Below are 21,510 nucleotides of genomic sequence, written 5' to 3' on the forward strand. Positions count from 1 at the left end.
CAGGGAGGACCGGTATGAAGGACTTTGCAACCATCGACGCGGTGCAGGACGCGCTGGCCGGCCAGAGCTATGTCTGCGGGCGGGCGCTGGCGACGGTGGTGTTCCTGTCGCTGCGGCTGGGCCGGCCGCTGTTTCTGGAGGGCGAGGCCGGCACCGGCAAGACCGAGATCGCCAAGGCCATCGCCGCGGCGCTTGGCCGCCGCCTGATCCGGCTGCAATGCTACGAGGGGTTGGATGCCGCCTCGGCGGTCTATGAATGGAACTTTGCCGAGCAGATGATCGCCATCCGCACCGCCGAGGCCGCTGGCGGCGCCGACCGCGACGCGCTCAAGACCGAGCTGTTCACCGAGGAGTACCTGATCGAACGCCCGCTGCTGCAGGCGATGCGCCCGCAGGTCGGCGGCGCGCCGGTGCTGCTGATCGACGAGATCGACCGCACCGACGAGCCGTTCGAGGCGTTCCTTCTTGAGGCGCTCAGCGATTTCCAGGTGACGATCCCGGAACTCGGCACCGTCAAGGCGCCCGAGCCGCCCATCGTCATCCTGACCTCGAACCGCACGCGCGAGGTGCATGATGCGCTGAAGCGGCGCTGCCTCTATCACTGGGTCGACTATCCCGGCTTCGAGCGCGAGATCGAGATCCTGCACGCCCGCGCCCCCGAGGCCGCCGAAACCCTGTCCCGCGAGGTGGTGGCCTTTGTCCAGCGGTTGCGCACCGAGGATTTGTTCAAGAAACCGGGCGTGGCCGAAACCATCGACTGGGCCAAGTGCCTGCTGGCGCTCGATGTGATCGACCTGTCGCCCGAAGTGATCGCCGACACGCTGGGCGCGATCCTGAAATACCAGGACGACATCGCCCGCCTGCAAGGCTCCGAGGCAAAGCGCATTCTCGACGAGGCGCGCGCCGGGCTGGAACCGGCCTGATGCATCCTCTCTCGTCAAATATCCTCGGGGGGTGCGGGGGGCAGACAGCCCCCCGTTGCAACCGCGGGCAAAGGCGCCATGCCTGAATACCCCGCGCTGGACCTTCCCCAGAACCCGAAGCTTACCCATAACATCACCCATTTCGCCCGCGCGCTGCGCAAGGCCGGGCTGCCGATCGGGCCGGGCCGGGTGATCGACGCCATCCGCGCGGTCGCGGCGGCGGGCTTTACCGAGAAACGCGATTTCTACTGGGTGCTGCACGCCTGTTTCGTCTCGCGCCCCGAACAGGCGCGGGTATTCGCGCAGGTCTTTCGCCTTTACTGGCGCGATCCGCGTTACATGGAACACATGATGGCGATGATGCTGCCCGCCGTGCGCGGCGTGCAGGAGGAACGCGCCGCACAGGCGGCCGAGAAACGCGCGGCCGAGGCGTTGCTGGACGGTGTCGACCGCGAGGTGGACACCCCCGAAGCGGGCGAGGAGGAAACGCAGATCGAGGTCGACGCCTCGATGACGATCAGCCGCGAGGAGCGGCTTAAGACGCTGGATTTCGAACAGATGAGCACCGCCGAGGTGGCCGAGGCGAAACGCATGATCGCGCGGCTGAAGCTGCCGGTGCAGCCGTTACGCTCGCGCCGGATGCGCGCCAGCCTGACGGGGCATGCGCTGGACTGGCGGCGCACGATGCGCGCCAGCCTGCGGCAGGGGGGCGAGCTGCGCGACCTGAACCGCAGGGCGCATCGCACGCGCTGGCCGAACCTCGTGGTGCTGTGCGATATTTCCGGTTCGATGAGCCAGTACAGCCGGATGGTCCTGCATTTCCTGCATGCGGTGGCGAATGAAAAGGGCGCGGGCTGGGCGCGGGTCCATGCCTTTACCTTCGGCACGCGGCTGACCAACATCACCCGGCACCTGGCCACCCGCGACGTCGATCAGGCGCTGGCCGCCGCCGGGGCCGAGGCGCAGGACTGGGAGGGCGGCACCCGCATCGCCGCCTGCCTGCACGCTTTCAACCGCGACTGGTCGCGCCGTGTGATGGGGCAGGGCGCGGTGGTGCTGCTGATCACCGACGGGCTGGACCGCGACACCGATCACGACCTCGGCCGCGAGATGGAGCGGCTGCACCTGTCCTCGCGGCGTCTGATCTGGCTCAACCCGCTGTTGCGCTGGGATGGGTTCGCGCCGAAGGCCGAAGGTATCCGCGCCATGCTGCCCCATGTCGATGCCTTCCGCGCGGGCCACAATATCCAGAGCCTTGCGGCGCTGGGCCGCGCGATTTCCGAGGCGGGCGACCGGGGCGACAAGGACCGGCTGATGGCGATGCTGTGATCCTGGCGGTGCCGGTGCGCGGGAGGGAACCCCGCGCCGGGGCGGTGCGTTGAATGGCGGACATTTCAGGAAACGGAAGGACCCGTCATGCCCGGACCGAAGCATACTCTTGTATCGGCGCTCGCGCTGTCCCTGGCGTTCACCATCCCGGCAGCGCCGCAGGTTCCGCAATCGGATTACGAAACCCCCGAAGACCTGCCGCCCGCCGTTCAGGAGCGGTTGAGCGAGCTTGCCGAAGCTTGCGAGAACGCTGAAGGCGCGGCCCCGAACCTGCCCGAGGGTCTGGATTGCGACAGCGTGATGCGGCTGGCCGATATGCAGGACGATACCGGGGATACGGATGTCGTGCCGGACACGGGGGAAACCACCGATGTCGCGCCGGATCAGGACAATCCGAAAGGCACCGAGCAGGGTCAGGCGCAGGAGTCGCAGGCGGCCGAGGACACCGCCGAAACGCCCGAGGCCGATCCGCAGGCTGCCGAGGCCGCGCCGGAACAGGCTGAGCAGACCGAGGGTCAGGAAACGCAGGCCGATCCACCCGCGCAAGGCGACAACGCCGACACGCCCGCAGAGGCGGCTGAAACCGACGCGCAGGAGCCCGCTGACATTCCTGCCGAACAGGCGGAAACCGGGCAGGCCGCGGAAGCGCCTGCCGGTGACACGTCGGACCCGCAAGCTGCGGAACAGGATGTGACCCCCGAAGAGCAGGCCGCCGAACAGCAGCAGGACGCGGACCCGCAGACCGAAGAGCCTGCGGCGACGCAAGAGCCCGCGCCGGAAGAGCAGGCCGCCGACCAGGCGCCGACGGATCAGGCCGGGGAATCGGTCGCCCCCCAGACCGAGGCCGAGGCACAGGCACAGGCCGACGCGGTGGCCCAAAGCGACAACACCGCCGCCGCGGCCGCCGCGCAGCAGGATGCGTCGGCGGACTCGGCAGAGGCCGAGGTTGTCGAGGAAACCATCGCCGAACAGGACGTCCGGCAATCCTCGGAAGATTTCGAAACCGGGATCGACCAGAGCGCCGAGGGGTCGGCAGAAGTCGGCGCCGAGGCCCGCGACGAAGACGATGACGACAACGACACCTTGCGCAACGCCGCCATTCTGGGGCTGGGCGCGCTGGCGCTGTCGCAGATCCTTGGCGACAACGCCGAGGTGGTTTCGAACAGCGGCGACCGGATCGTGGTGCAGGAGGGCGACCGCCTGCGCGTGTTGCGCAACGACGACGTGCTGCTGCGCCGCCCCGGCGCCGAGGTGCAGACCTACCGCTTTCAGGACGGCTCGACCCGCAATGTCGTCAGCTATGACGACGGCACGCAGGTGGAAACCATCCGCACCGCCGATGGCCGCGTGCTGCGCCGCACCCGTATCCTGCGCGACGGCTCCGAAGTGGTGTTGTTCGACGATACGCAGCAAGAGGAACAGGTCGTCGTGAACGAACTGCCCCAGACCGACGAGCGCCGGCAGATCCGCTTTCAGGATGTCGATCCCGAGACGCTGGCCGACGCGCTGCGCGCGCAAGAGGTGCAGGGCACGAACCGCGCCTTTACCCTGAACCAGGTGCGCAACATCGACCGCGTCCGGCAGCTTGTGCCCGAGATATCGGTGACCACGATCAATTTCGAAACCGCGTCGGCCGCGATCCGCCCGCGCGAGGCCGAGGAACTGGCCGCGCTGGGCAACGCGATGCGCCGCATGATCGAGCGCGACCCGCGCGAGGTGTTCCTGATCGAGGGCCATACCGACGCCGTGGGCAATGCCGCCTATAACCTGGCCCTGTCCGACCGGCGCGCCGAGTCCGTGGCGCTGGCGCTGACCGAGTATTTCGACGTGCCGCCTGCCAACATGGTGTTGCAGGGTTATGGCGAAAGCGACCTTCTGGTGCCGACCGCGCAGGCCGAGCACGCCAACCGCCGTGCCGCGGTGCGCAGGATCACGCCGCTGCTGCGCCAGTCCGCCTCGCGCTGACGGCCTGGCGGATTAGCAAGGCGAAAGGGCGGATCGCATGGTCCGCCCCTACGCATTCCGAATGCAGAATTCATTGACGCAGGTCAAAGCCGGACCCGGGGCGCCGTTGTATTCCTGTTGCGGAATGTAACCACCCGGGAGGGCAAGATGCCACTCAATTGGAAAACGGGCGGGGTTCTGCTGGGCCTTGTCTTCTTCCTGGCGGTGCTGCTGGTCAAGCCGATCGGCGTCAGCACCCAGTTCGTCATCCTCGACGGCATGATCGCGGATGCGGTCAATTCCGAATTCATCACGGAAACCGAAGAGGGCTATACCTCGACCAACGCCTATATGGCGAAATCGGGCGGTAAATACGCCGGGAACGCCATGAACCCGCTGAATTACAGCTTTGTCTTCGTGCTGGCGATGATGCTGGGCGCGTTCCTGTCGGCGATGGCGCGTGGCGGCATCGGCGCGGCGGAACGCCAGAGCCCGGCGCTCTGGCGGGCGAATTTCGGCGACGGGCCGGTGAAACGCTATGCCGTTGCCTTCCTGGGCGGGTTCGTCGTGCTTTACGGCGCGCGGCTGGCGGGGGGCTGCACCTCGGGGCACATGATGTCGGGCATGATGCAGACCTCGCTTTCGGGCTACATCTTTGCCGCCGGGGCCTTTGCCAGCGCGGTGCCCGTGGCCATGATGATGTATAGGAAGGAGGGCTGAGCCATGACCCCGATCATTCTTGCAATCGTCATCGGCGCGGCCTTCGGCGCAGTGCTGGACCGGGTCGGCGCGACCAATCCCGACTGGATCGGCCGGATGCTGTCGCTGAAACATCTGCACCTGATGAAGACGATCCTGCTGGCCATCGGCACCGGGTCGGTCCTCATGTTCGCGGGCCAGATGCTGGGCCTTGTCGATGTCGGCCACATGGACGTCAAGGCGGCCTATGCCGGCGTCTTCATCGGCGGCCTGCTGCTGGGCGCGGGCTGGGCGGCCTCGGGCTATTGCCCCGGCACCGGTGTCTGTGCTGCCGCCTCGGGGCGCAAGGACGCGCTGTTCTTCATCGCGGGCGGATTGCTGGGGGCTGCGGCCTACATGGCGACCTACCCGATGTGGAAGGCCAGCGGTCTGCTGGACGACCTTGCCGGCGGCAAGGTCACGCTGGGCAGCGTGCCGGGATCGAAATTCGACGGGATCTGGGCGATGCAGGGCGATATCCTGGGCATTCTCCTCGGGCTTGGCTTCATCGCCGTGGCCTTTGTGCTGCCCGAACGCCTGTCCGGCGGGGGGCAGGTGGCGGACATGCCCGCCGAATAATAACGCATCACTCACGCGGACCGGGCGGTCATCCCCTTGGGGTGGCCGCTTTTTTCTGGCAACATCCCTGCAACACCGCAACAGGGAGGGCCGCCTGATGGATCGGATACCGGAAATCGCACTGGACTGGCATCGTGCGGGCAAGGGCGCGGCACTGTGCACCGTGGTGCAGACATGGGGCAGCGCCCCGCGCCGCGTGGGCAGCCAACTGGTCGTCTCCGGCCTGGGCGAGATACAGGGCAGCGTGTCGGGCGGCTGCGTCGAGGGCGCGGTGATCGTCGAGGCGCTGGAGGCACTGGAGGATGGCAGGCACCGGCTGCTGGAATTCGGGGTCAGCGACGACGATGCCTTTGCCGTGGGGCTGGCCTGCGGCGGCACCATCCGCGTGCTGGTCGAGCCGGTGGGCAAGGTGCTGCCCGAGGACGTGCTGGCCGAACTGGTCGCTGCGCGCGCGGCCCGGCAGGCGGTTGCGGTCGTGGCCGACCTTGAGGATGGCAGCCGCCGGATCGTGCATGACGGATATGCCGACCGGTTCCGCATGGACCGCTCGGGGTTTGAAGAGGAAGAGCAGGTTTTCGTCACCATCCATAACCCGCCGCTGCGGATGCTGATCGTGGGGGCGGTGCATATCGCGCAGGCGCTGGTGCCGATCGCGCGGGTTGCGGGCTATGACCCGGTGCTGATCGACCCGCGCGAAACCTTCGGCTCGCAAGAGCGGTTTCCGGGCGAGACCATCGTCAATGAGTGGCCCGACGAAGGCGTGCGCGCCTTTGGGCTGGACGCGCGCACGGCGCTGGTGCTGCTGACCCACGATCCCAAGCTCGACGATGCCGCGCTGGCCGAGGCGCTGCGCTCGGACGTGTTCTATATCGGTGCGCTGGGCTCGACCCGCACCCATGGCAAGCGGGTGGAGCGGCTGACCGAAGCGGGCTTTTCCGAGGCCGGGATCGCGCGCATCCACGGCCCCGTGGGGCTGGATATCGGCGCCGCCAATCCCGGCGAGATCGCGGTATCGATCATGGCCGAGATCACGAGGGTGCTGAGGCAGGGGGCATGAGGTTCGGCCCGGTCCCGCTGGAACAGGCGCCGGGCGCGGTGCTGGCGCATTCGCTGACCCTGCCGCAGGGCCGGATCGCCAAGGGCCGGGTGCTGACCGGTGACGATATCGCGCGGCTGCGCGCGGCCGGGATCGCCGAGGTCATCGTCGCACAGCTTGATCCCGGCGATGTGGCCGAGGACGCCGCCGCGCTGGCACTGGCGCAGGCGCTGGTGCCCGATCTGCCCGCGCAGGGGCTGCGCCTGTCGGGGGCGGGTGCCGGGCGGGTCAACCTGATCGCGGACGGTCCGGGGCTTTTGCGGGTGGACACGACGGCGGTGAACGCGCTGAACGCGGTCGATCCGATGATCACGCTGGCCACGCTGCCGCCGCTCAGGCGCGTGGTGCAGGGTGCGATGGTCGCCACGGTCAAGATCATTTCCTACGCCGTGCCGCGGGACGCGCTGAAGAATGCCTGCACCAGCGCGCGGGCGGCGCTGTCGCTGATCGCGCCGGTTCTGGAAACCGTTACCCTGATCGAAACCCGCGTCGGCGATGCGCTGCCGCCCGACAAGGGGCGCCGGGCCACGGCCGAGCGCGTGGCGCGGCTGGGCGCGCGGCTGACGCCGCGAACCGTCGTGCCGCACGAGGAAACCGCGCTGGCCGATGCCATCGCCGCGGCCGGGGGGCAGGCGATCCTGATCCTGACCGCCTCGGCCACTTCGGACGTGGCCGATGTCGCCCCGGCGGCGCTGCGCCGCGCGGGCGGCACGGTCACGCGATTCGGGATGCCGGTCGATCCCGGCAACCTGCTGTTCATCGGCCGCGCGGCCGACGCCCGCCCGGTCGTCGGCCTGCCCGGTTGCGCGCGCAGCCCGGCCCTGAACGGCGCCGACTGGGTGCTGGAGCGTGTGCTTTGCGGGCTTGACGTCACCGGCGCCGATATTGCCGCGATGGGGCTGGGTGGGCTGCTCAAGGAGATGCCCACGCGCCCCCGTCCGCGCCGCGCGCCGGGCGGCTGAACCCGGGCCACGCCGCCGCCGGAAAGCCGGCGCCCCGAGTTTTTTGTTCTCAACCGCAGGATGGCGTGTTTAACTCGACCTAACCGACAACAATACGTTCTGGGAGGATCCTCAATGACCAAGGTCACGATGACGGTGAACGGCAAGCCCGCGTCCGGCGATGTCGAAGGCCGGACGCTGCTGGTGCAGTTCCTGCGCGAGAACCTGCGCCTGACTGGCACCCATGTGGGCTGCGACACCAGCCAGTGCGGCGCCTGCGTCGTGCATGTGGACGGCAAGGCGGTGAAATCCTGCACCATGCTGGCGGCCGAGGCGGATGGCGCCGAGGTCACGACGATCGAGGGCATGGCGAATGCCGACGGCTCGCTCAACACCATCCAGCAGGCGTTCCAGGATCACCACGGGCTGCAATGCGGGTTCTGCACGCCGGGCATGGTGATGTCGGCCTCGGCGCTGCTGGCCGACAATCCCAGACCGACCGAGGCCGAGGTGCGCGACTATCTCGAAGGCAATATCTGCCGCTGCACCGGCTATCACAACATCGTCAAGGCGATCATGGCGGCGTCCGGCCAGGATGTCGGGGCCATTGCCGCGGAATGACTGCGTGACGCGCTTGTCGGGGAGGATGAGCGCCAGAGGATACCAGGGAGGATAAGATCATGCCGAAGGATCATGGCATCGGCGCCAGCCCGAAGCGGCGCGAGGACGTGCGGTTCCTGACGGGGGCCGGGAATTACACCGACGATATCAACATCCACGGGCAGGCCTACGTGGCCTTCCTGCGCTCGGACGTGGCGCATGGCCGGATCAAGGGCGTGGACACGTCCGCCGCAACGGACATGCCCGGCGTGGTGCGCATCTTTACCGGCGCCGATTTCGAAGGCGTCGGCGGGCTGCCCTGCGGCTGGCAGGTGACCGACCGCCATGGCGAGCCGATGCAGGAACCGGCCCACCCGGTGCTGGCCCAGGGCAAGGTGCGCCACGTGGGCGACCCGATTGCCGCCGTCGTGGCCGACACGCCGGAACAGGCGCGCGACGCCGCCGAGGCGATCGAGGTCGATATCGAGGAACTGCCCGCCGTCATCGACATGAAGGCCGCGCTCAAGGACGGCGCGCCCAAGGTGCATGACGACCTGACAAGCAACCTGTGCTACGACTGGGGCTTCGTCGAGGAGAACAAGGCCGCCGTGGACGAGGCGTTCGGCAAGGCCGCGCATGTCACCACGCTGGAACTGGTCAACAACCGCCTGATCGCCAACCCGATGGAGCCGCGCGTGGCGGTGGGCGATTACAGCCGGGCCACCGACGAATCGACGCTCTACACCACCAGCCAGAACCCGCATGTGATCCGGCTGCTGATGGGCGCCTTCGTGCTGGGCATCCCCGAACACAAGCTGCGCGTCGTCGCGCCCGACGTGGGCGGCGGTTTCGGCACCAAGATCTTTCACTACGCCGAAGAGGCGTTCTGCACCTTCGCCGCGCGGCAGCTGGCGCGGCCGGTGAAATGGACGGCCAGCCGGTCCGAGGCGTTCATCTCGGACGCACATGGCCGCGACCATGTGACGAAGATCGAACTGGCGCTCAATGGCGACAACAACTTTACCGCACTGCGCACCGAAACCTATGCGAATATGGGCGCCTACCTGTCGACCTTCGCGCCCTCGGTGCCGACATGGCTGCACGGCACGCTGATGGCGGGCAATTACAAGACGCCGCTGATCTACGTGAACGTGAAGGCGGTGTTCACCAACACCGTGCCGGTCGATGCCTATCGCGGCGCGGGCCGGCCCGAGGCGACCTATCAGCTTGAGCGCGTGATCGACAAGGCCGCGCGCGAACTGGGCGTCGATCCGATCGAACTGCGGCGGCAGAACTTCATCACCGAGTTTCCCTATGCCACGCCGGTGGCGGTGGAATACGACACCGGCGATTACCACGCCACGATGGACAAGCTGCTTGAGATGATGGACCGCGACGGGTTCGACGCGCGCGCCGCCGAGTCGCAGAAGCGCGGCAAGCTGCGCGGGCTGGGCGTCAACTGCTATATCGAGGCCTGCGGCATCGCGCCGTCGAACCTTGTGGGCCAGCTGGGCGCGCGGGCGGGGCTTTACGAAAGCGCCACGGTGCGGGTGAACGCCACCGGCTCGATCAGCGTGATGACGGGCAGCCACAGTCACGGGCAGGGGCATGAGACCGCCTTTCCGCAGGTGATCGCCGAGATGCTGGGCATCGACGAATCGATGGTCGAGATCGTGCATGGCGACACCGCCAAGACGCCGATGGGCATGGGCACCTATGGCTCGCGCTCGCTGGCGGTGGGGGGCTCGGCGATGGTGCGGGCGACCGAAAAGATCATCAACAAGGCCAAGAAGATCGCGGCGCACCTGCTGGAAGCTTCCGAGGCGGATATCGAGCTGAAGGACGGCGCCTTTACCGTGGCGGGCACCGACAAGTCGGTGGCCTGGGGCGACGTGACGCTGGCGGCCTACGTGCCGCATAACTACCCGCTGGACGAGATCGAGCCGGGGCTGGAGGAAACCGCCTTCTACGATCCGGCGAACTTTACCTACCCCGCCGGCGCCTATGCCTGCGAGGTCGAGGTCGACCCCGATACCGGCAAGGTGACGATCGAACGCTTTGCCGCGGCCGACGATTTCGGCAACGTCGTCAACCCGATGATCGTGACCGGCCAGGTCCATGGCGGGCTGGCGCAGGGCATCGGGCAGGCGCTGCTGGAGGGGGCGGCCTATGACGAGAACGGCCAGCTTCTGAACGGCTCCTACATGGATTACGCGATGCCGCGCGCCGATGACGTGCCGTTCTTCCAGGTGGATCACTCGTGCCAGACGCCCTGCACCCACAACCCGCTGGGCGTGAAGGGCTGCGGCGAGGCCGGGGCGATCGGATCGCCCCCGGCGGTGGTCAACGCCGTGGTGGACGCGCTGCAGCGCGCGGGCAGGGAGGTCACCCATATAGACATGCCCCTGTCGCCCGCACGCGTCTGGGCGGCGCTGAACGGTTAGGCCGGGAGCGAGGGGCCAGCCCCTCGCGCACCCCGGAGTATTTTTGGCAAGATGAAGGCGGGATGTCCCGCACTTGCAGAAAGGAACGACAGGAATGTACGCATTCGATTTCGAGAAACCCGGCAGCATTGCCGATGCGGTGGCGGCGCTGAAGGACGAGGACGCACAGGCGCTGGGCGGGGGGCAGACCCTGATCCCGACGCTGAAACAGCGGCTGGCGATGCCGTCGAAACTGGTCAGCCTGACCGGCATCGCCGAGATGCAGGGCATCAGCAAGGCCGGTGGCGAGATCGTCATCGGCGGGGCGACGCCCCATGCGGCGGTCGCGGACGGAGTTGCGGGGGATTATCCCGCGCTGGCGGAACTGGCGGCGCATATCGGCGACCCGGCGGTGCGCAACCGTGGCACCATCGGCGGCAGCCTGGCCAATAACGACCCGGCGGCGTGCTACCCGGCGGCGGCGCTGGGATCGGGGGCGACCATCGTGACCGACCGGCGCGAGATCGTGGCCGACGATTATTTCCAGGGCATGTTCACCACCGCGCTGGACGAGGGCGAGATCGTCACCGGGGTGCGGTTTCCCGTGCCGGAAAAGGCCTCCTATATGAAGTTCGAGCAGCCGGCCTCGCGTTTCGCGCTGGTGGGGGTGTTCGTGGCGAAATACGCCGACGGTGTCCGCGTGGCCGTGACCGGCGCATCGGAAGAGGGTGTGTTCCGCTGGTCCGAGGCCGAGGCGGCGCTGTCGTCGGATTTCTCTCCCGCCGCGCTGGACGGGCTGAGCGTGCCGGCAGATGGCATGATTTCCGACCTGCACGGCTCGGGCGCGTATCGTGCGCATCTGGTGGCTGTGATGGCAAAGCGCGCGGTCGCCGCCGCCGGCTGAGCCGTCCCGGGCAAGGGAAAAGGCCCCGGCCGGTGTGCCGGGGCCTTTTTCGTTCCGCGAACCCGCCTGTCAGGCCGGTTTGCGGGCGATGAAATCCAGCAGCGCCGACATGCCGGAATGGCCGCGCCCCTCCTGCACCTCGCGGTCGTAGGCGCGCAGCTCCAGCACCTCCCAGCCGGGGAAAAGCCCGCGCAGGATCGCGTCGGTATACATGTTTTCCGCGAAGGGCGGCCCGCCGGTGCCATAGTCGAGCTGTTTCGGCGTATAGCCGTGCAGCATGATCAGCCCGCCGGGCCTGACGCTGCGTTTCATGCCGTCGAACAGGCGGCGGCGGTCGTCGGGGCCGACGAACTGGATGAAGATGCCCGCGACAAGGTCGTAGGTCTCCGGCCAGTCATGGGCCAGCACATCCGCCTGCCGGAACTCCACCGTCACGCCGCGCGCCTCGGCCAGCCTGCGGGCCTTGGCGATGGCCGAGGGCGCGTATTCCAGCGCCGTCACCGCCATCCCGCATTGCGCCATGAAGACGGAATTGCGCCCCTCGCCATCGGCGACCGAAAGGGCGGTCTTGCCCGGCTCCAGCCATGCCCGGTGGTCGCGCAGGAACTGCGCGGGTTCGGTGCCGAACACGTAGTCGGGGGTGTTGAACCTGTCTTCCCACATGGCGTTGCCTTTCAAACGAAAACGCCCCGCCGGAGGGGGCGGGGCGGTTACCGGGCCAGCAAGGGGTTACTTGGTGACCGGGCCGATCATCATGATCATCTGGCGGCCTTCCATTTTCGGCATGTTCTCGACCTTGCCGATTTCCTTGACGTCCTCGGCCACGCGCTCCAGCAATTCGCGGCCCAGGTTCTGGTGCGCCATCTCGCGGCCGCGGAATCGCAGCGTGACCTTCACCTTGTCGCCGTTTTCAAGGAACTTCACCACGTTGCGCATCTTGACGTCATAGTCATGGGTGTCGGTGTTGGGGCGGAACTTCACCTCCTTCACCTCGATGACCTTCTGTTTCTTGCGCGCCTCGGATTCCCGCTTTTGCTGTTCGTACTTGAACTTGCCGTAATCCATGATCTTGCAAACGGGCGGGGTGGCGTTGGGCGAGATTTCGACCAGGTCGAGCCCGGCCTCTTCGGCCATTTCCATCGCTCGTGCGGGGCTGACAACGCCGACATTTTCGCCGTCCGCGCCGATCAGGCGGATTTCGGGGGCCCGGATCCGGTCGTTGACGCGGGGACCGGTGTCGCGGGTGGGCGGCGCGTTATGGGGTCTGCGGGCTATGGTGACGATCCTTTCGGTTGTTCATCAGGCATTTTTCGAAGCCGCAAGGTAGCTGTGGCCGTGGCTTACTGCAAGCGGCAATCGGCCGATATGAGCCGAATTCCCCGCGTTTCCCCCTTGCAGCTTTCGGTTGCTGCCGACATCTGTCACCCGTGTAACGAGCGGGGCGAGGGACCGCCCCGGTTAATTGGGAGAACGGATATGAAGAACGTGATCTGGATCGTGTTGATCGTCATCGTCGCGGTGGCAGGCTATTTCCTCTACACCGGCCAGACCGTTGAAGAGGCGGTCGATGCCGCGCGGGAAACCGCATCGGAGGCCGCCGAGGCCACGGGCGATGCGGCAAGCGATGCGGTGGAGGCCACGCAGGACGCCGCCGGGCAGGCCGCCGATGCGGTGGGCGACGCGGTGGAAAGCACCGGCGAGGCCGCGCAGGAGGCCATGGACACCGCCACCGGTGCGGCCGAAACGGCAGCGGACAGCGCGGCCGAGACCGCGGGCGATGCGGCCGATGCCGCCTCGGACACCGCGGGCGACGTTGCCGACACTGCACAAAGCGTCGCCGATGACGTCGCGCAGGCGGCCGAGGATACTGCCGGGGCCACGGTGGACACCGCCACCGGCGCGGCCGAAACGGGCGCCGAGGCCGCGGGCGATGCGGCCGAAGCGACGGGCGACGCGGTGGAAGGCGCCACCGACAGCATGGAGCAGGCCGGCGACAGTGCCGCCCAGACCGGGGCCGAGGCCGAAACCGCCACCGACATGCCCGCCGACGAGGCCGAAGAGCTGCTGACGGTCGACGGGTTCGACATGGAGCGGGTGGCCGAGATGATCGACAATTCCTCGATCAGCGAGGCGCAGAAGGGCCTGCTGAAAACCGGCCTGCGGACCGCGCAGGAAAACCCCGACGCGCTGCGGACGGTGCTGGAGCAGGTGCGCTCGGCGCTTGGCCTCTGAGCCACGGAACGACCGATGAAAAAAGGGCCGTCCGGGGTTTCCGGGCGGCCCTTTTTCGCGGGATGTGTGTGGATCAGTCCAGGAACGCCTTTTCCACGACGTAATGCGCGGGCTTGGAATTGGCGCCTTCCTCGAGCCCGTATTCTTCCAGCATGTCCTTGATTTCAAGGTTGAAGGCCAGGTTGCCGCAGACCATCGCCCGGTCGGTTTCGGGGCTGAGCGGCGCGACGCCCAGATCCTCGAACACCTCGCCCTTGCGCATCAGGTCGGTGATGCGGCCCATCTTGGCGCTCTCTTCGCGGGTGGTGGTGGGATAATAGCGCAGCTTGTCGGCAAAGCCCTCGCCGATCAGTTCCGCCAGCAGCTCGTCCTGGCGGATCGACTCGATCAGCTCCTTGCCGTATTGCAGCTCGCCCACCTCGCGGCAGGTATGGGTGATGATCACCTCTTCGTAATCGCTGTAGGTCTGCGGATCGCGCAGAAGCGAGGCGAAGGGCGCGATGCCGGTGCCGGTGGCGAAGAACCAGATGCGCCTGCCCGGCAGCAGGGCGTCATGCACCAGCGTGCCCACGGGTTTCGGGCGCAGGATGATCTGGTCGCCCGGCTTGATATGCTGCAGCTTCGAGGTCAGCGGCCCGTCCTGCACCTTGATCGAGTAGAACTCCAGCTCCTCGTCCCACGAGGGCGAGGCGATGGAATAGGCCCGCAGCAGCGGCTTGCCGTTGTCGCCCATCAGCCCGATCATCACGAACTCGCCCGACCGGAACCTCAGCGAGGCCGGCCGCGTGCAGCGGAAGGAAAACAGCCGGTCGGTCCAGTGCCGGACCTCGGTCACGGTCTGGGCGTCGGGCAGGGTGGGCGTCTTGGCGGCGGGTGCGGCGGCTTCGGTCACGTGTATCATCCCGTTTGGTGGCATTTCAGGCGGTGCTAAACCGGCATCCCGGACATAGCTTTGATTCATGTCAGATTAAACCCCCGGACCCCGCGGCACCGCAACCCGAAAAATGTTTGCGCACAAACAAAAATGCCGGCCGGCCCGCAGGATCCCTGAGTCTGCTTTCGGGCGGGAATATTTTTCACTTTTGGAGTGACGTCCAGCGAAAAATGGAATATTCGCTGTTCAGTGCGCAATTCGCGGAACATTTTTTCGTGTGGAGGGCTGAGATGGCCTTGAAGATCGACGCCCTGGACAAACGCATCCTCCGGGCGCTGCAGGACGATGCCGGGCAATCGCTCGACGAGATCGCAAAACAGGTGGGATCGTCGAAAACCCCGGTCTGGAACCGGATTCGCAAGATGCGCGAGGCCGGGGTGATGGGGCCGCAGACGGTGATCCTCGACCCCGAGAAGCTGGGATTCGACGCCTGTTTCTTCGTGCTGATCCGCACCTCGGAACACGATGCGCAATGGCAGGCCGAATTCCTGCGCGCGCTGCAAAGCCGCCCCGAGGTGATGGAGGCGCACCGCCTGGCCGGGGATATCGACTATATCCTCAAGGTGCGGGTGGCCAATGCGCGGGCCTATGACGCGTTTTACCAGGCGCTGATTTCCGAGGTGAAGGTGCATAACGTCACGGCGCTTTTGTCGATGGAGGAAATCAAATCCACCACCGCGTTGCCGATCTGAGCGCCGGGACCGTGGCGGGGGCCATCCGCTCTGGCCAAGGCAAGCCGCGCGGGGATAGATATGGGCCATGACACGCCGTTACCTGCCCGTGATCGCAGCACTTGCGCTGTTCCTGGCCGCGGTCGCCGCGCTGACCGGGGCGGTGTGGTCCTATGGCTATCGCCAGGCGCTGGACCCGCTGGCGCGGCGCGGCCGGGCCGACCTGACGCTGGCCGCTGACCGGCTGACCGGGCAGTTGCAGCTTTATCAGCAGATGGCGGTGCTGATGGCCGATCACCCCGGGCTCGACACGCCCGACCCGCGCGCGCTGCTGCTGGGGGCCGCGGACAAGACCGCCGCGCTGGATGTGCTGCTGGTGGATGCGTCCGGCCGGGTGCTCAGCGCGGCCAGCGGCGCCACGGCGGCGGACCTGTCCTCGCGCCCGTTCTTTCGCCGCGCCATGCAGGGCGCCCTGGGCGAGGAGCATGGCCTGGATGCACGGACGGGGCGGCGGGCCTATTACTTTGCCGCGCCGCGTTTCGGCGCACGGGGGCGGGTCGTGGGGGCGCTGGTCGTGGTGGCCAATATCGACCGGGTCGAGGCGGAATGGCGCGGCGCGCGCCCGGCGGTGTTCTTCACCGATCGCGCGGGGCAGGTGTTCATCACCAACCGCTCCGAGCTGCTGTTCTGGCGGCAGGGGGCGGCGGAGCTGCGCCCGCCCGGCGGCGCGGCGACCGAGTTCGCCAGCCGAACCATCGGGCCGCATGACATCTGGCTTGAAAACTGGTCGCCCTACGTGCCCGCCCGCGCGCTGCACCTGTCGCGCGACCTGCCGGTGATCGGCATGACCGCGCAGGCGCTGATCGACGTGGGCCCGGCGCGGCGGCTGGCCGGGTTGCAGGCGGCCTCGCTGGCCGCGATCCTGCTGGCCTTCGGCGCGATCCTGTTCTGGCTGGTCGGGCGGCGGCGGGTGCTGGCGCTGGCCAACCAGCGGCTGGAAAGCCGCGTCGCGGAACGCACCGTCGCGCTGAGCACCGCCAACGAACGCCTGCGCCGCGAGGTGGCCGAGCGCGTCGCCGCCGAGGCCGCGCTGAAAAAGGCGCAGGACGACCTGGTGCAGGCCGGCAAGCTGTCGGCGCTGGGACAGATGAGCGCGGGCATCAGCCACGAGCTGAACCAGCCGCTGATGGCGATCCAGCAATTCGCCGAGAACGGCGCGCTGTTCCTGCAACGCGGCAAACCGCAGGTCGCGGGCGAAAACCTGGGCCGGATCAGCGACCTTGCGGCGCGGATGGCGCGGATCATCCGCAACCTGCGCGCCTTTGCCCGCAACGAAAGCGAACCGATGGGGTGCGTCGATATCGTGGCGGTGATCGACAGCGCGCTCGACCTCAGCGCCGCCCGGCTGCGTCAGGACGGCATTGTCGTCGACTGGACGCGGCCGCCCGCGCCGGTGCTGGTGCGCGGCGGCGAGGTGCGGTTGGGGCAGGTGATCGTGAACCTGATAGGCAACGCCGCCGACGCGATGGCCGGAAGCGCCGACAGGCGGCTGGGCATATCGCTCGACCCCGGCAACCCGGTGCGCGTGCGCGTCGCCGACACCGGCCCCGGCATCGAGGCGCCCGACCGGATCTTCGATCCGTTCTACACCACCAAGGCGGTGGGCGGCGCGCAGGGCATGGGGCTGGGCCTGTCGATCTCTTACGGGCTGGTGCAGAGCTTCGGCGGCAATATCCGCGGCGCGAACGGGCCCGAGGGCGCGATCTTTACCGTCGAGCTTGACCCCTGGGCCGGGGAGCAGGCGGCATGATCCGGCGGGTCCTGGTGGTGGATGACGACGCCGCGGTGCGCGCGGCACTGGCACAGACGCTGGAACTGGCCGACCTGTCGCCGATCACCGCCGGGTCGTTCATCGAGGCCAAGGACCATATCAGCGCGGGCTTCGACGGGGTGATCCTGTCGGATATCCGCATGCCGGGGCGCGACGGGTTTCACCTGCTCGATCACAGCCGGTCGGTGGATGCCGAATTGCCGGTGATCCTGCTGACCGGCGAGGGCGACATCCCGATGGCGGTGCGGGCGATGGGGCAGGGGGCGTTCGGTTTCCTTGAAAAACCCTGCCCGCCGGGCGAGCTGGTGTCGGTGATCGAACGTGCGCTGACCACCCGCGCGCTGGTGCTGGAAAACCGCCGGCTCAAGGCGCAGCTCGAGGCGGGCGATGCCGCCGCGCGGCTGCTTTTCGGCAATTCCGCACAGGCCCACGCGCTGCGCGACCGGGTGCGAATCGTGGCGCAGGCCGGCGCCGAGGTGCTGGTCAGCGGCCCGCCGGGATCGGGCATTTCCAAGGTGGCCGAGGTGGTGCACCTGTGCTCGTCCCGCGCCAAGGGGCCGTTCGTGAAACGCGCGGCGGCGGCGCTCGACCCGGCGGGGTTCGACGCGGCCTGCGCCGAGGCGGCGGGCGGGTCGCTGTTCCTGGACGAGGTGGGCAACCTGCCCCCCGAGACACAGTTCCTGGCCCTCGACCGGATCGAGGCCGGGCTGCCCGCCTGCGTGATCGCCGGAACCAGCGCCGACCTGGCGGCGGCCGCGTCGCGGGGCGCGTTCATGGCCGACCTGTTCTATCGCCTCGACGTGATGCGGGTGCGCATACCGTCGCTGGCCGAGCGGCCCGAGGATATCCCGGTGCTGTTCCGCCATTATGTCGCGCAGGCCAGCGAACAGGCCGGCCTGACCCCGCCCGAGATCACCGCCGAGGTGATCGCGGGGCTGATGGCGCAGGACTGGCCGGGCAACGCCCGCGCGCTGATGAGCACGGCGATGCGCTTCGCGCTGGGGCTGGGCAGCGAGGACGAGGCGCGCGATACCGGGCTGGGGCTGGCCGAACAGATGGCGCAGGTGGAACGCTCGCTGCTGATCGAGGCGCTCAGGCGCGAGGGCGGGCGCGCCTCGGCCGCGGCGCTGCGGCTGAAACTGCCGCGCAAGACCTTTTACGACAAGTTGGCGCGCTACGGGCTGAAGCCCGAGGATTTCCGCTGACGCCCCCGACAGCCGCCGGGATGAGGGGCTCTGCCCCTCAAACTCCCCGGAGTATTGCGGGAACGATGAAACGGGGGGCTGCGCGCCCTTGTCTCTTTTCGCCATCGCGGGGATGGGGTAAGCGGACGTCATGGAACTGGTTGTGACCGATCTGGCCGTCGCGCGCGGCGGGGTGCCCGTGCTGGAAGGGGTAAGCTTTACCGTCGCGGGCGGCGAGGCGCTGGTGCTGCGCGGGCCGAACGGCATCGGCAAGACCACGCTGCTGCGCACGGTTGCGGGCCTGCAGCCGCCGCTGGCGGGCCGTGTCGGGCTGGACCGCGAGGCGATGGCCTATGCCGGGCATTCCGACGGGATCAAGGCGACGCTCAGCGTGCGCGAGAACCTGACATTCTGGGCCGACGTGTTCGCCACCGACCGGGTGCCCGCCGCGCTGGCGGCGTTCGAGCTGGAGGGGCTGGCCGACCGCCATGCCGGCAACCTGTCGGCGGGGCAGAAGCGGCGGCTTGGGCTGGCGCGCATGGTGGTGACGGGGCGGCCGGTCTGGGTGCTGGACGAACCCACCGTGTCGCTGGACGTGGACGCGGTGGCGATGTTCGCGGGCGCCGTGCGCGCGCATCTGGCCGGGGGCGGCATGGCCCTGCTGGCCACGCATATCGAGCTGGGGCTGGAAGAGGCGCGGGTGCTGAACCTGGCGCCGTTCCGCGCGCGCGCGCCGGAACCGGACGATTTCGACGGGGCGTTTTTGTGATTGCACTTCTGATCCGCGACATGAAGCTCGGCACGCGCGCCGGCGGGGGCTTTGGCCTGGGGCTGGCGTTCTTCCTGATCGTCGTGGTGCTGGTGCCCTTCGGCGTCGGCCCCGAGACCGGGCGGCTGGCGCTGATCGCGCCGGGCATCCTGTGGCTCGGGGCGCTGCTGGCCTGCCTGTTGTCGCTGGACCGTATCTTCGCGCTGGACTGGGAGGATGGCAGCCTCGATTTGCTGGCCACTTCGCCGCTGCCGATGGAGGCGGCGGTCAGCGTCAAGGCGCTGGCGCACTGGCTGACCACGGGGCTGCCGCTGGTGCTGGCCGCGCCGGTGCTGGGCGTGCTGCTGAGCCTGCCGGCGGCGGGCTATGCGCCGCTGATCCTGTCGCTGGCCCTGGGCACCCCGGCGCTGAGCGTGATCGGCACCTTCGGCGCGGCGCTGACCGTGGGGCTGAAACGCGGCGGGCTGCTGCTGAGCCTGCTGGTGCTGCCGCTGTACGTGCCCACGCTGATTTTCGGCGCCGAGATGGCGCGGCGCGGGGCCGAGGGCATGGGCAACACCACGCCGATGCTGATGCTGGCGGGGATCACCTGCGGCACCATCGCGCTTTTGCCTTTCGCCTCGGCTGCTGTACTGAGGGTGAATCTGCGGTGACGCAGATGTGACTTGCGCGGGCACCGCCCGGGTTTAGGAGAGGGATGATGGCGTCGATCTGGCAATACGCGAACCCCAGGAAGTTCATTGATACCACGGACAGGTTCCTGCCGTGGCTGTCGGCGCTTGCGCTGGTCAGCCTGGTGGTCGGGCTGGTCTGGGGCTTTTTCTTCACGCCCGAGGATTACCGGCAGGGCTCGACCGTCAAGATCATCTACCTGCACGTGCCCTCGGCGCTGATGGCGATCAATGCGTGGCTGATGATGCTGGTGGCCTCGCTGGTGTGGATCGTGCGGCGGCACCATGTCAGCGCGCTGGCGGCGCGGGCCGCGGCGCCGATCGGGGCGACGATGACGGTGATCGCGCTGGTGACCGGCGCGATCTGGGGCCAGCCGATGTGGGGCACATGGTGGGCCTGGGACCCGCGGCTGACCTCGTTCCTGATCCTGTTCCTGTTCTACCTCGGTTACATGGCGCTCTGGGCCGCGATCGAAAACGACGACACCGCCGCCGACCTGACCAGCGTGCTGTGCCTTGTCGGCTCGGTCTTTGCGCTGCTCAGCCGGTATGCCGTGAATTTCTGGAACCAGGGCCTGCACCAGGGCGCGTCGCTGAGCCTCGACAAGGAAGAGAACGTGGCCGACGTGTTCTATCACCCGCTGCTGGTGTCGATTGCCGGGTTCATCCTGCTGTTCGTCGCGCTGGTGTTCCTGCGCACGCAAACCGAAATCCGCGCGCGCCGGATGCGCGCCCTTCTGGCACGGGAGAGGCTGCAATGATGCCCGAACTTGGCAAATACGCCGGGGCGGTCCTGTCCTCCTATGGTATTTCGCTGGCGCTGCTGCTGCTGCTGGTCGCCGTTTCGGTGCGCCGCGCGCGCCGGATGCGGCGCGAGCTGGAAGAGGTGGAAAAGAGGATACGCCGAAATGGCTAGGATCAGGCCGATGATGGTGGCCCCGCCGCTTATCTTCGCCGCGCTGGCGGTGATGTTCTACGTCGGGATGAGCCGCGAAGACCCCAACCAGCTGCCCACCGCGCTGGCGGGAAAAGAGGCGCCCGCCGTGGCGGTGACGCCGCTTGGCGACAAGACCCCCTTTACCGATGCCGAGTTGCGCGCGGGCGAGGTGACGCTGGTGAACTACTGGGCCAGCTGGTGCGCGCCCTGCCGGGTGGAGCACCCGAACCTTGAAAAGCTGGCCGCGCAGGGGCTGACGATCTATGGCGTGAACTACAAGGACAAGCCGGAGAACGCGCTGAAATTCCTGGCCGAGCTGGGCGATCCCTATGCCGCGACCGGCGCCGATGCCGAGGGGCGGATGGCGCTGAACTGGGGCGTCTACGGCGTGCCGGAAACCTATGTGATCGACGGCAACGGCGTGATCGTCGCGCGCCATGCCGGCCCGGTCACGCAGCGGGTGATCGACGAGATGCTGATGCCCGCAATCGAACGCGCGCGCGGGAACTGAGGTCGCGCGCCGGGCCGTTTGCATGTCCGGGGCGCGGGGCCTGTTCCGAATCTTGCCATGACATCTGAACGACGCGCCTGCCCGGAACAGCCGCGCAGCGGCCCGGGCATCGCACGGCCGCCCCCCGGCCGGGCGATGCCCTCTGTTGCGATCCCGTCAAGCCGCGGAAAAGTCTCGCCAAACCGGCATCCGGCATATCCGGCCTCTCAAGCCACGCGGTTCCGCCCAAGCCATGCACCGTAAAATGCAAAGGGCGCCCCGAGGGGCGCCCTTTCCGGTGTCTGCGGATCGCG

At 68.0% G+C, this 21,510-nt stretch carries 22 protein-coding genes; 19 read left to right on the top strand and 3 right to left on the bottom strand.

From position 1 onward, the window contains the following. The first annotated feature begins 14 nt into the window (after window positions 1-14). The 10 genes from F3H87_RS04630 to F3H87_RS04675 all read left to right on the top strand — a co-directional run bounded on the left by F3H87_RS04630 (window position 15) and on the right by F3H87_RS04675 (window position 11,477). Window positions 15-923 (top strand): AAA family ATPase, encoded by a 909-nt coding sequence (locus tag F3H87_RS04630; protein ID WP_149786216.1) that lies wholly within the window; start codon window positions 15-17, stop codon window positions 921-923. Between the two features lie 78 nt (window positions 924-1,001). Next, complete coding sequence (locus F3H87_RS04635; RefSeq protein WP_149786215.1) at window positions 1,002-2,252, top strand: vWA domain-containing protein; 1,251 nt, start codon at window positions 1,002-1,004, stop codon at window positions 2,250-2,252. Between the two features lie 87 nt (window positions 2,253-2,339). Beyond that, window positions 2,340-4,217 (top strand): OmpA family protein, encoded by a 1,878-nt coding sequence (locus tag F3H87_RS04640; RefSeq protein ID WP_149786214.1) that lies wholly within the window; start codon window positions 2,340-2,342, stop codon window positions 4,215-4,217. Between the two features lie 147 nt (window positions 4,218-4,364). Next, on the top strand, window positions 4,365-4,916 hold the full coding sequence (locus tag F3H87_RS04645) for a YeeE/YedE thiosulfate transporter family protein (RefSeq protein ID WP_149786213.1): 552 nt from the start codon (window positions 4,365-4,367) through the stop codon (window positions 4,914-4,916). Window positions 4,917-4,919: 3 nt separating this feature from the next. After that, on the top strand, window positions 4,920-5,513 hold the full coding sequence (locus F3H87_RS04650; protein WP_149786212.1) for a YeeE/YedE thiosulfate transporter family protein: 594 nt from the start codon (window positions 4,920-4,922) through the stop codon (window positions 5,511-5,513). A gap of 97 nt (window positions 5,514-5,610) precedes the next feature. After that, a complete protein-coding gene (locus F3H87_RS04655; protein WP_149786211.1) occupies window positions 5,611-6,570 on the top strand; it encodes an XdhC family protein in 960 nt (319 codons plus the stop codon). Further along, window positions 6,567-7,571 carry a molybdopterin-binding protein gene (locus F3H87_RS04660; RefSeq protein WP_149786210.1) on the top strand — a complete coding sequence of 335 codons (1,005 nt, stop codon included), beginning with the start codon at window positions 6,567-6,569 and terminating at the stop codon, window positions 7,569-7,571. The genes F3H87_RS04655 and F3H87_RS04660 overlap by 4 nt, the downstream gene beginning before the upstream one ends. A gap of 114 nt (window positions 7,572-7,685) precedes the next feature. Next, window positions 7,686-8,171, top strand: coding sequence for a (2Fe-2S)-binding protein (locus tag F3H87_RS04665; RefSeq protein WP_149786209.1), 486 nt, complete (start codon window positions 7,686-7,688; stop codon window positions 8,169-8,171). A gap of 59 nt (window positions 8,172-8,230) precedes the next feature. Continuing rightward, window positions 8,231-10,594 carry a xanthine dehydrogenase family protein molybdopterin-binding subunit gene (locus tag F3H87_RS04670; RefSeq protein ID WP_149786208.1) on the top strand — a complete coding sequence of 788 codons (2,364 nt, stop codon included), beginning with the start codon at window positions 8,231-8,233 and terminating at the stop codon, window positions 10,592-10,594. Window positions 10,595-10,688: 94 nt separating this feature from the next. Further along, window positions 10,689-11,477, top strand: a complete 789-nt coding sequence (locus F3H87_RS04675; protein ID WP_149786207.1) for an FAD binding domain-containing protein — start codon at window positions 10,689-10,691, stop codon at window positions 11,475-11,477. Between the two features lie 69 nt (window positions 11,478-11,546). Here F3H87_RS04675 and F3H87_RS04680 read toward each other — a convergent pair whose 3' ends face one another. Both F3H87_RS04680 and infC read right to left on the bottom strand, forming a co-directional pair. Further along, entirely contained in the window at window positions 11,547-12,140 is a 594-nt protein-coding gene (locus F3H87_RS04680; protein WP_149786206.1) for an SAM-dependent methyltransferase, read from the bottom strand. A 66-nt stretch (window positions 12,141-12,206) separates the two neighbouring features. After that, window positions 12,207-12,761 carry a translation initiation factor IF-3 gene (gene infC, locus F3H87_RS04685; RefSeq protein WP_317511113.1) on the bottom strand — a complete coding sequence of 185 codons (555 nt, stop codon included), beginning with the start codon at window positions 12,759-12,761 and terminating at the stop codon, window positions 12,207-12,209. Window positions 12,762-12,953: 192 nt separating this feature from the next. Here infC and F3H87_RS04690 point away from each other — a divergent pair, with 192 nt between their 5' ends. Continuing rightward, window positions 12,954-13,709 carry a hypothetical protein gene (locus tag F3H87_RS04690; RefSeq protein ID WP_149786204.1) on the top strand — a complete coding sequence of 252 codons (756 nt, stop codon included), beginning with the start codon at window positions 12,954-12,956 and terminating at the stop codon, window positions 13,707-13,709. A 73-nt stretch (window positions 13,710-13,782) separates the two neighbouring features. Here the strand turns inward: F3H87_RS04690 and F3H87_RS04695 are convergent, their stop codons facing one another. Further along, window positions 13,783-14,610, bottom strand: coding sequence for a ferredoxin--NADP reductase (locus F3H87_RS04695; protein WP_149786203.1), 828 nt, complete (start codon window positions 14,608-14,610; stop codon window positions 13,783-13,785). A 263-nt stretch (window positions 14,611-14,873) separates the two neighbouring features. Between F3H87_RS04695 and F3H87_RS04700 the strand changes: the two genes are divergently transcribed. The 8 genes from F3H87_RS04700 to F3H87_RS04735 all read left to right on the top strand — a co-directional run bounded on the left by F3H87_RS04700 (window position 14,874) and on the right by F3H87_RS04735 (window position 21,217). Next, window positions 14,874-15,335, top strand: a complete 462-nt coding sequence (locus F3H87_RS04700; protein ID WP_149786202.1) for an Lrp/AsnC family transcriptional regulator — start codon at window positions 14,874-14,876, stop codon at window positions 15,333-15,335. Between the two features lie 67 nt (window positions 15,336-15,402). Beyond that, window positions 15,403-17,124: a sensor histidine kinase gene (locus F3H87_RS04705; protein ID WP_149786201.1), complete on the top strand. Its 1,722-nt coding sequence runs from the start codon at window positions 15,403-15,405 to the stop codon at window positions 17,122-17,124. Beyond that, on the top strand, window positions 17,121-18,350 hold the full coding sequence (locus F3H87_RS04710; protein WP_149786200.1) for a sigma-54-dependent transcriptional regulator: 1,230 nt from the start codon (window positions 17,121-17,123) through the stop codon (window positions 18,348-18,350). Before F3H87_RS04705 ends, F3H87_RS04710 begins: the two co-directional genes overlap by 4 nt. A 130-nt stretch (window positions 18,351-18,480) precedes the next feature. After that, window positions 18,481-19,098: a heme ABC exporter ATP-binding protein CcmA gene (gene ccmA / locus F3H87_RS04715; protein ID WP_149786199.1), complete on the top strand. Its 618-nt coding sequence runs from the start codon at window positions 18,481-18,483 to the stop codon at window positions 19,096-19,098. Then, window positions 19,095-19,751 (top strand): heme exporter protein CcmB, encoded by a 657-nt coding sequence (ccmB, locus tag F3H87_RS04720; protein ID WP_149786198.1) that lies wholly within the window; start codon window positions 19,095-19,097, stop codon window positions 19,749-19,751. The genes ccmA and ccmB overlap by 4 nt, the downstream gene beginning before the upstream one ends. 44 nt (window positions 19,752-19,795) lie before the next feature. After that, entirely contained in the window at window positions 19,796-20,530 is a 735-nt protein-coding gene (locus F3H87_RS04725; RefSeq protein WP_149786197.1) for a heme ABC transporter permease, read from the top strand. Beyond that, window positions 20,527-20,685: a heme exporter protein CcmD gene (ccmD, locus tag F3H87_RS04730; RefSeq protein ID WP_188129121.1), complete on the top strand. Its 159-nt coding sequence runs from the start codon at window positions 20,527-20,529 to the stop codon at window positions 20,683-20,685. The genes F3H87_RS04725 and ccmD overlap by 4 nt, the downstream gene beginning before the upstream one ends. Further along, complete coding sequence (locus tag F3H87_RS04735) at window positions 20,678-21,217, top strand: DsbE family thiol:disulfide interchange protein (RefSeq protein WP_149786196.1); 540 nt, start codon at window positions 20,678-20,680, stop codon at window positions 21,215-21,217. Before ccmD ends, F3H87_RS04735 begins: the two co-directional genes overlap by 8 nt. The last annotated feature ends 293 nt before the right edge of the window (window positions 21,218-21,510 follow it).

This window comes from Lutimaribacter pacificus (genome assembly GCF_900142185.1).
GTDB lineage: Bacteria > Pseudomonadota > Alphaproteobacteria > Rhodobacterales > Rhodobacteraceae > Lutimaribacter > Lutimaribacter pacificus.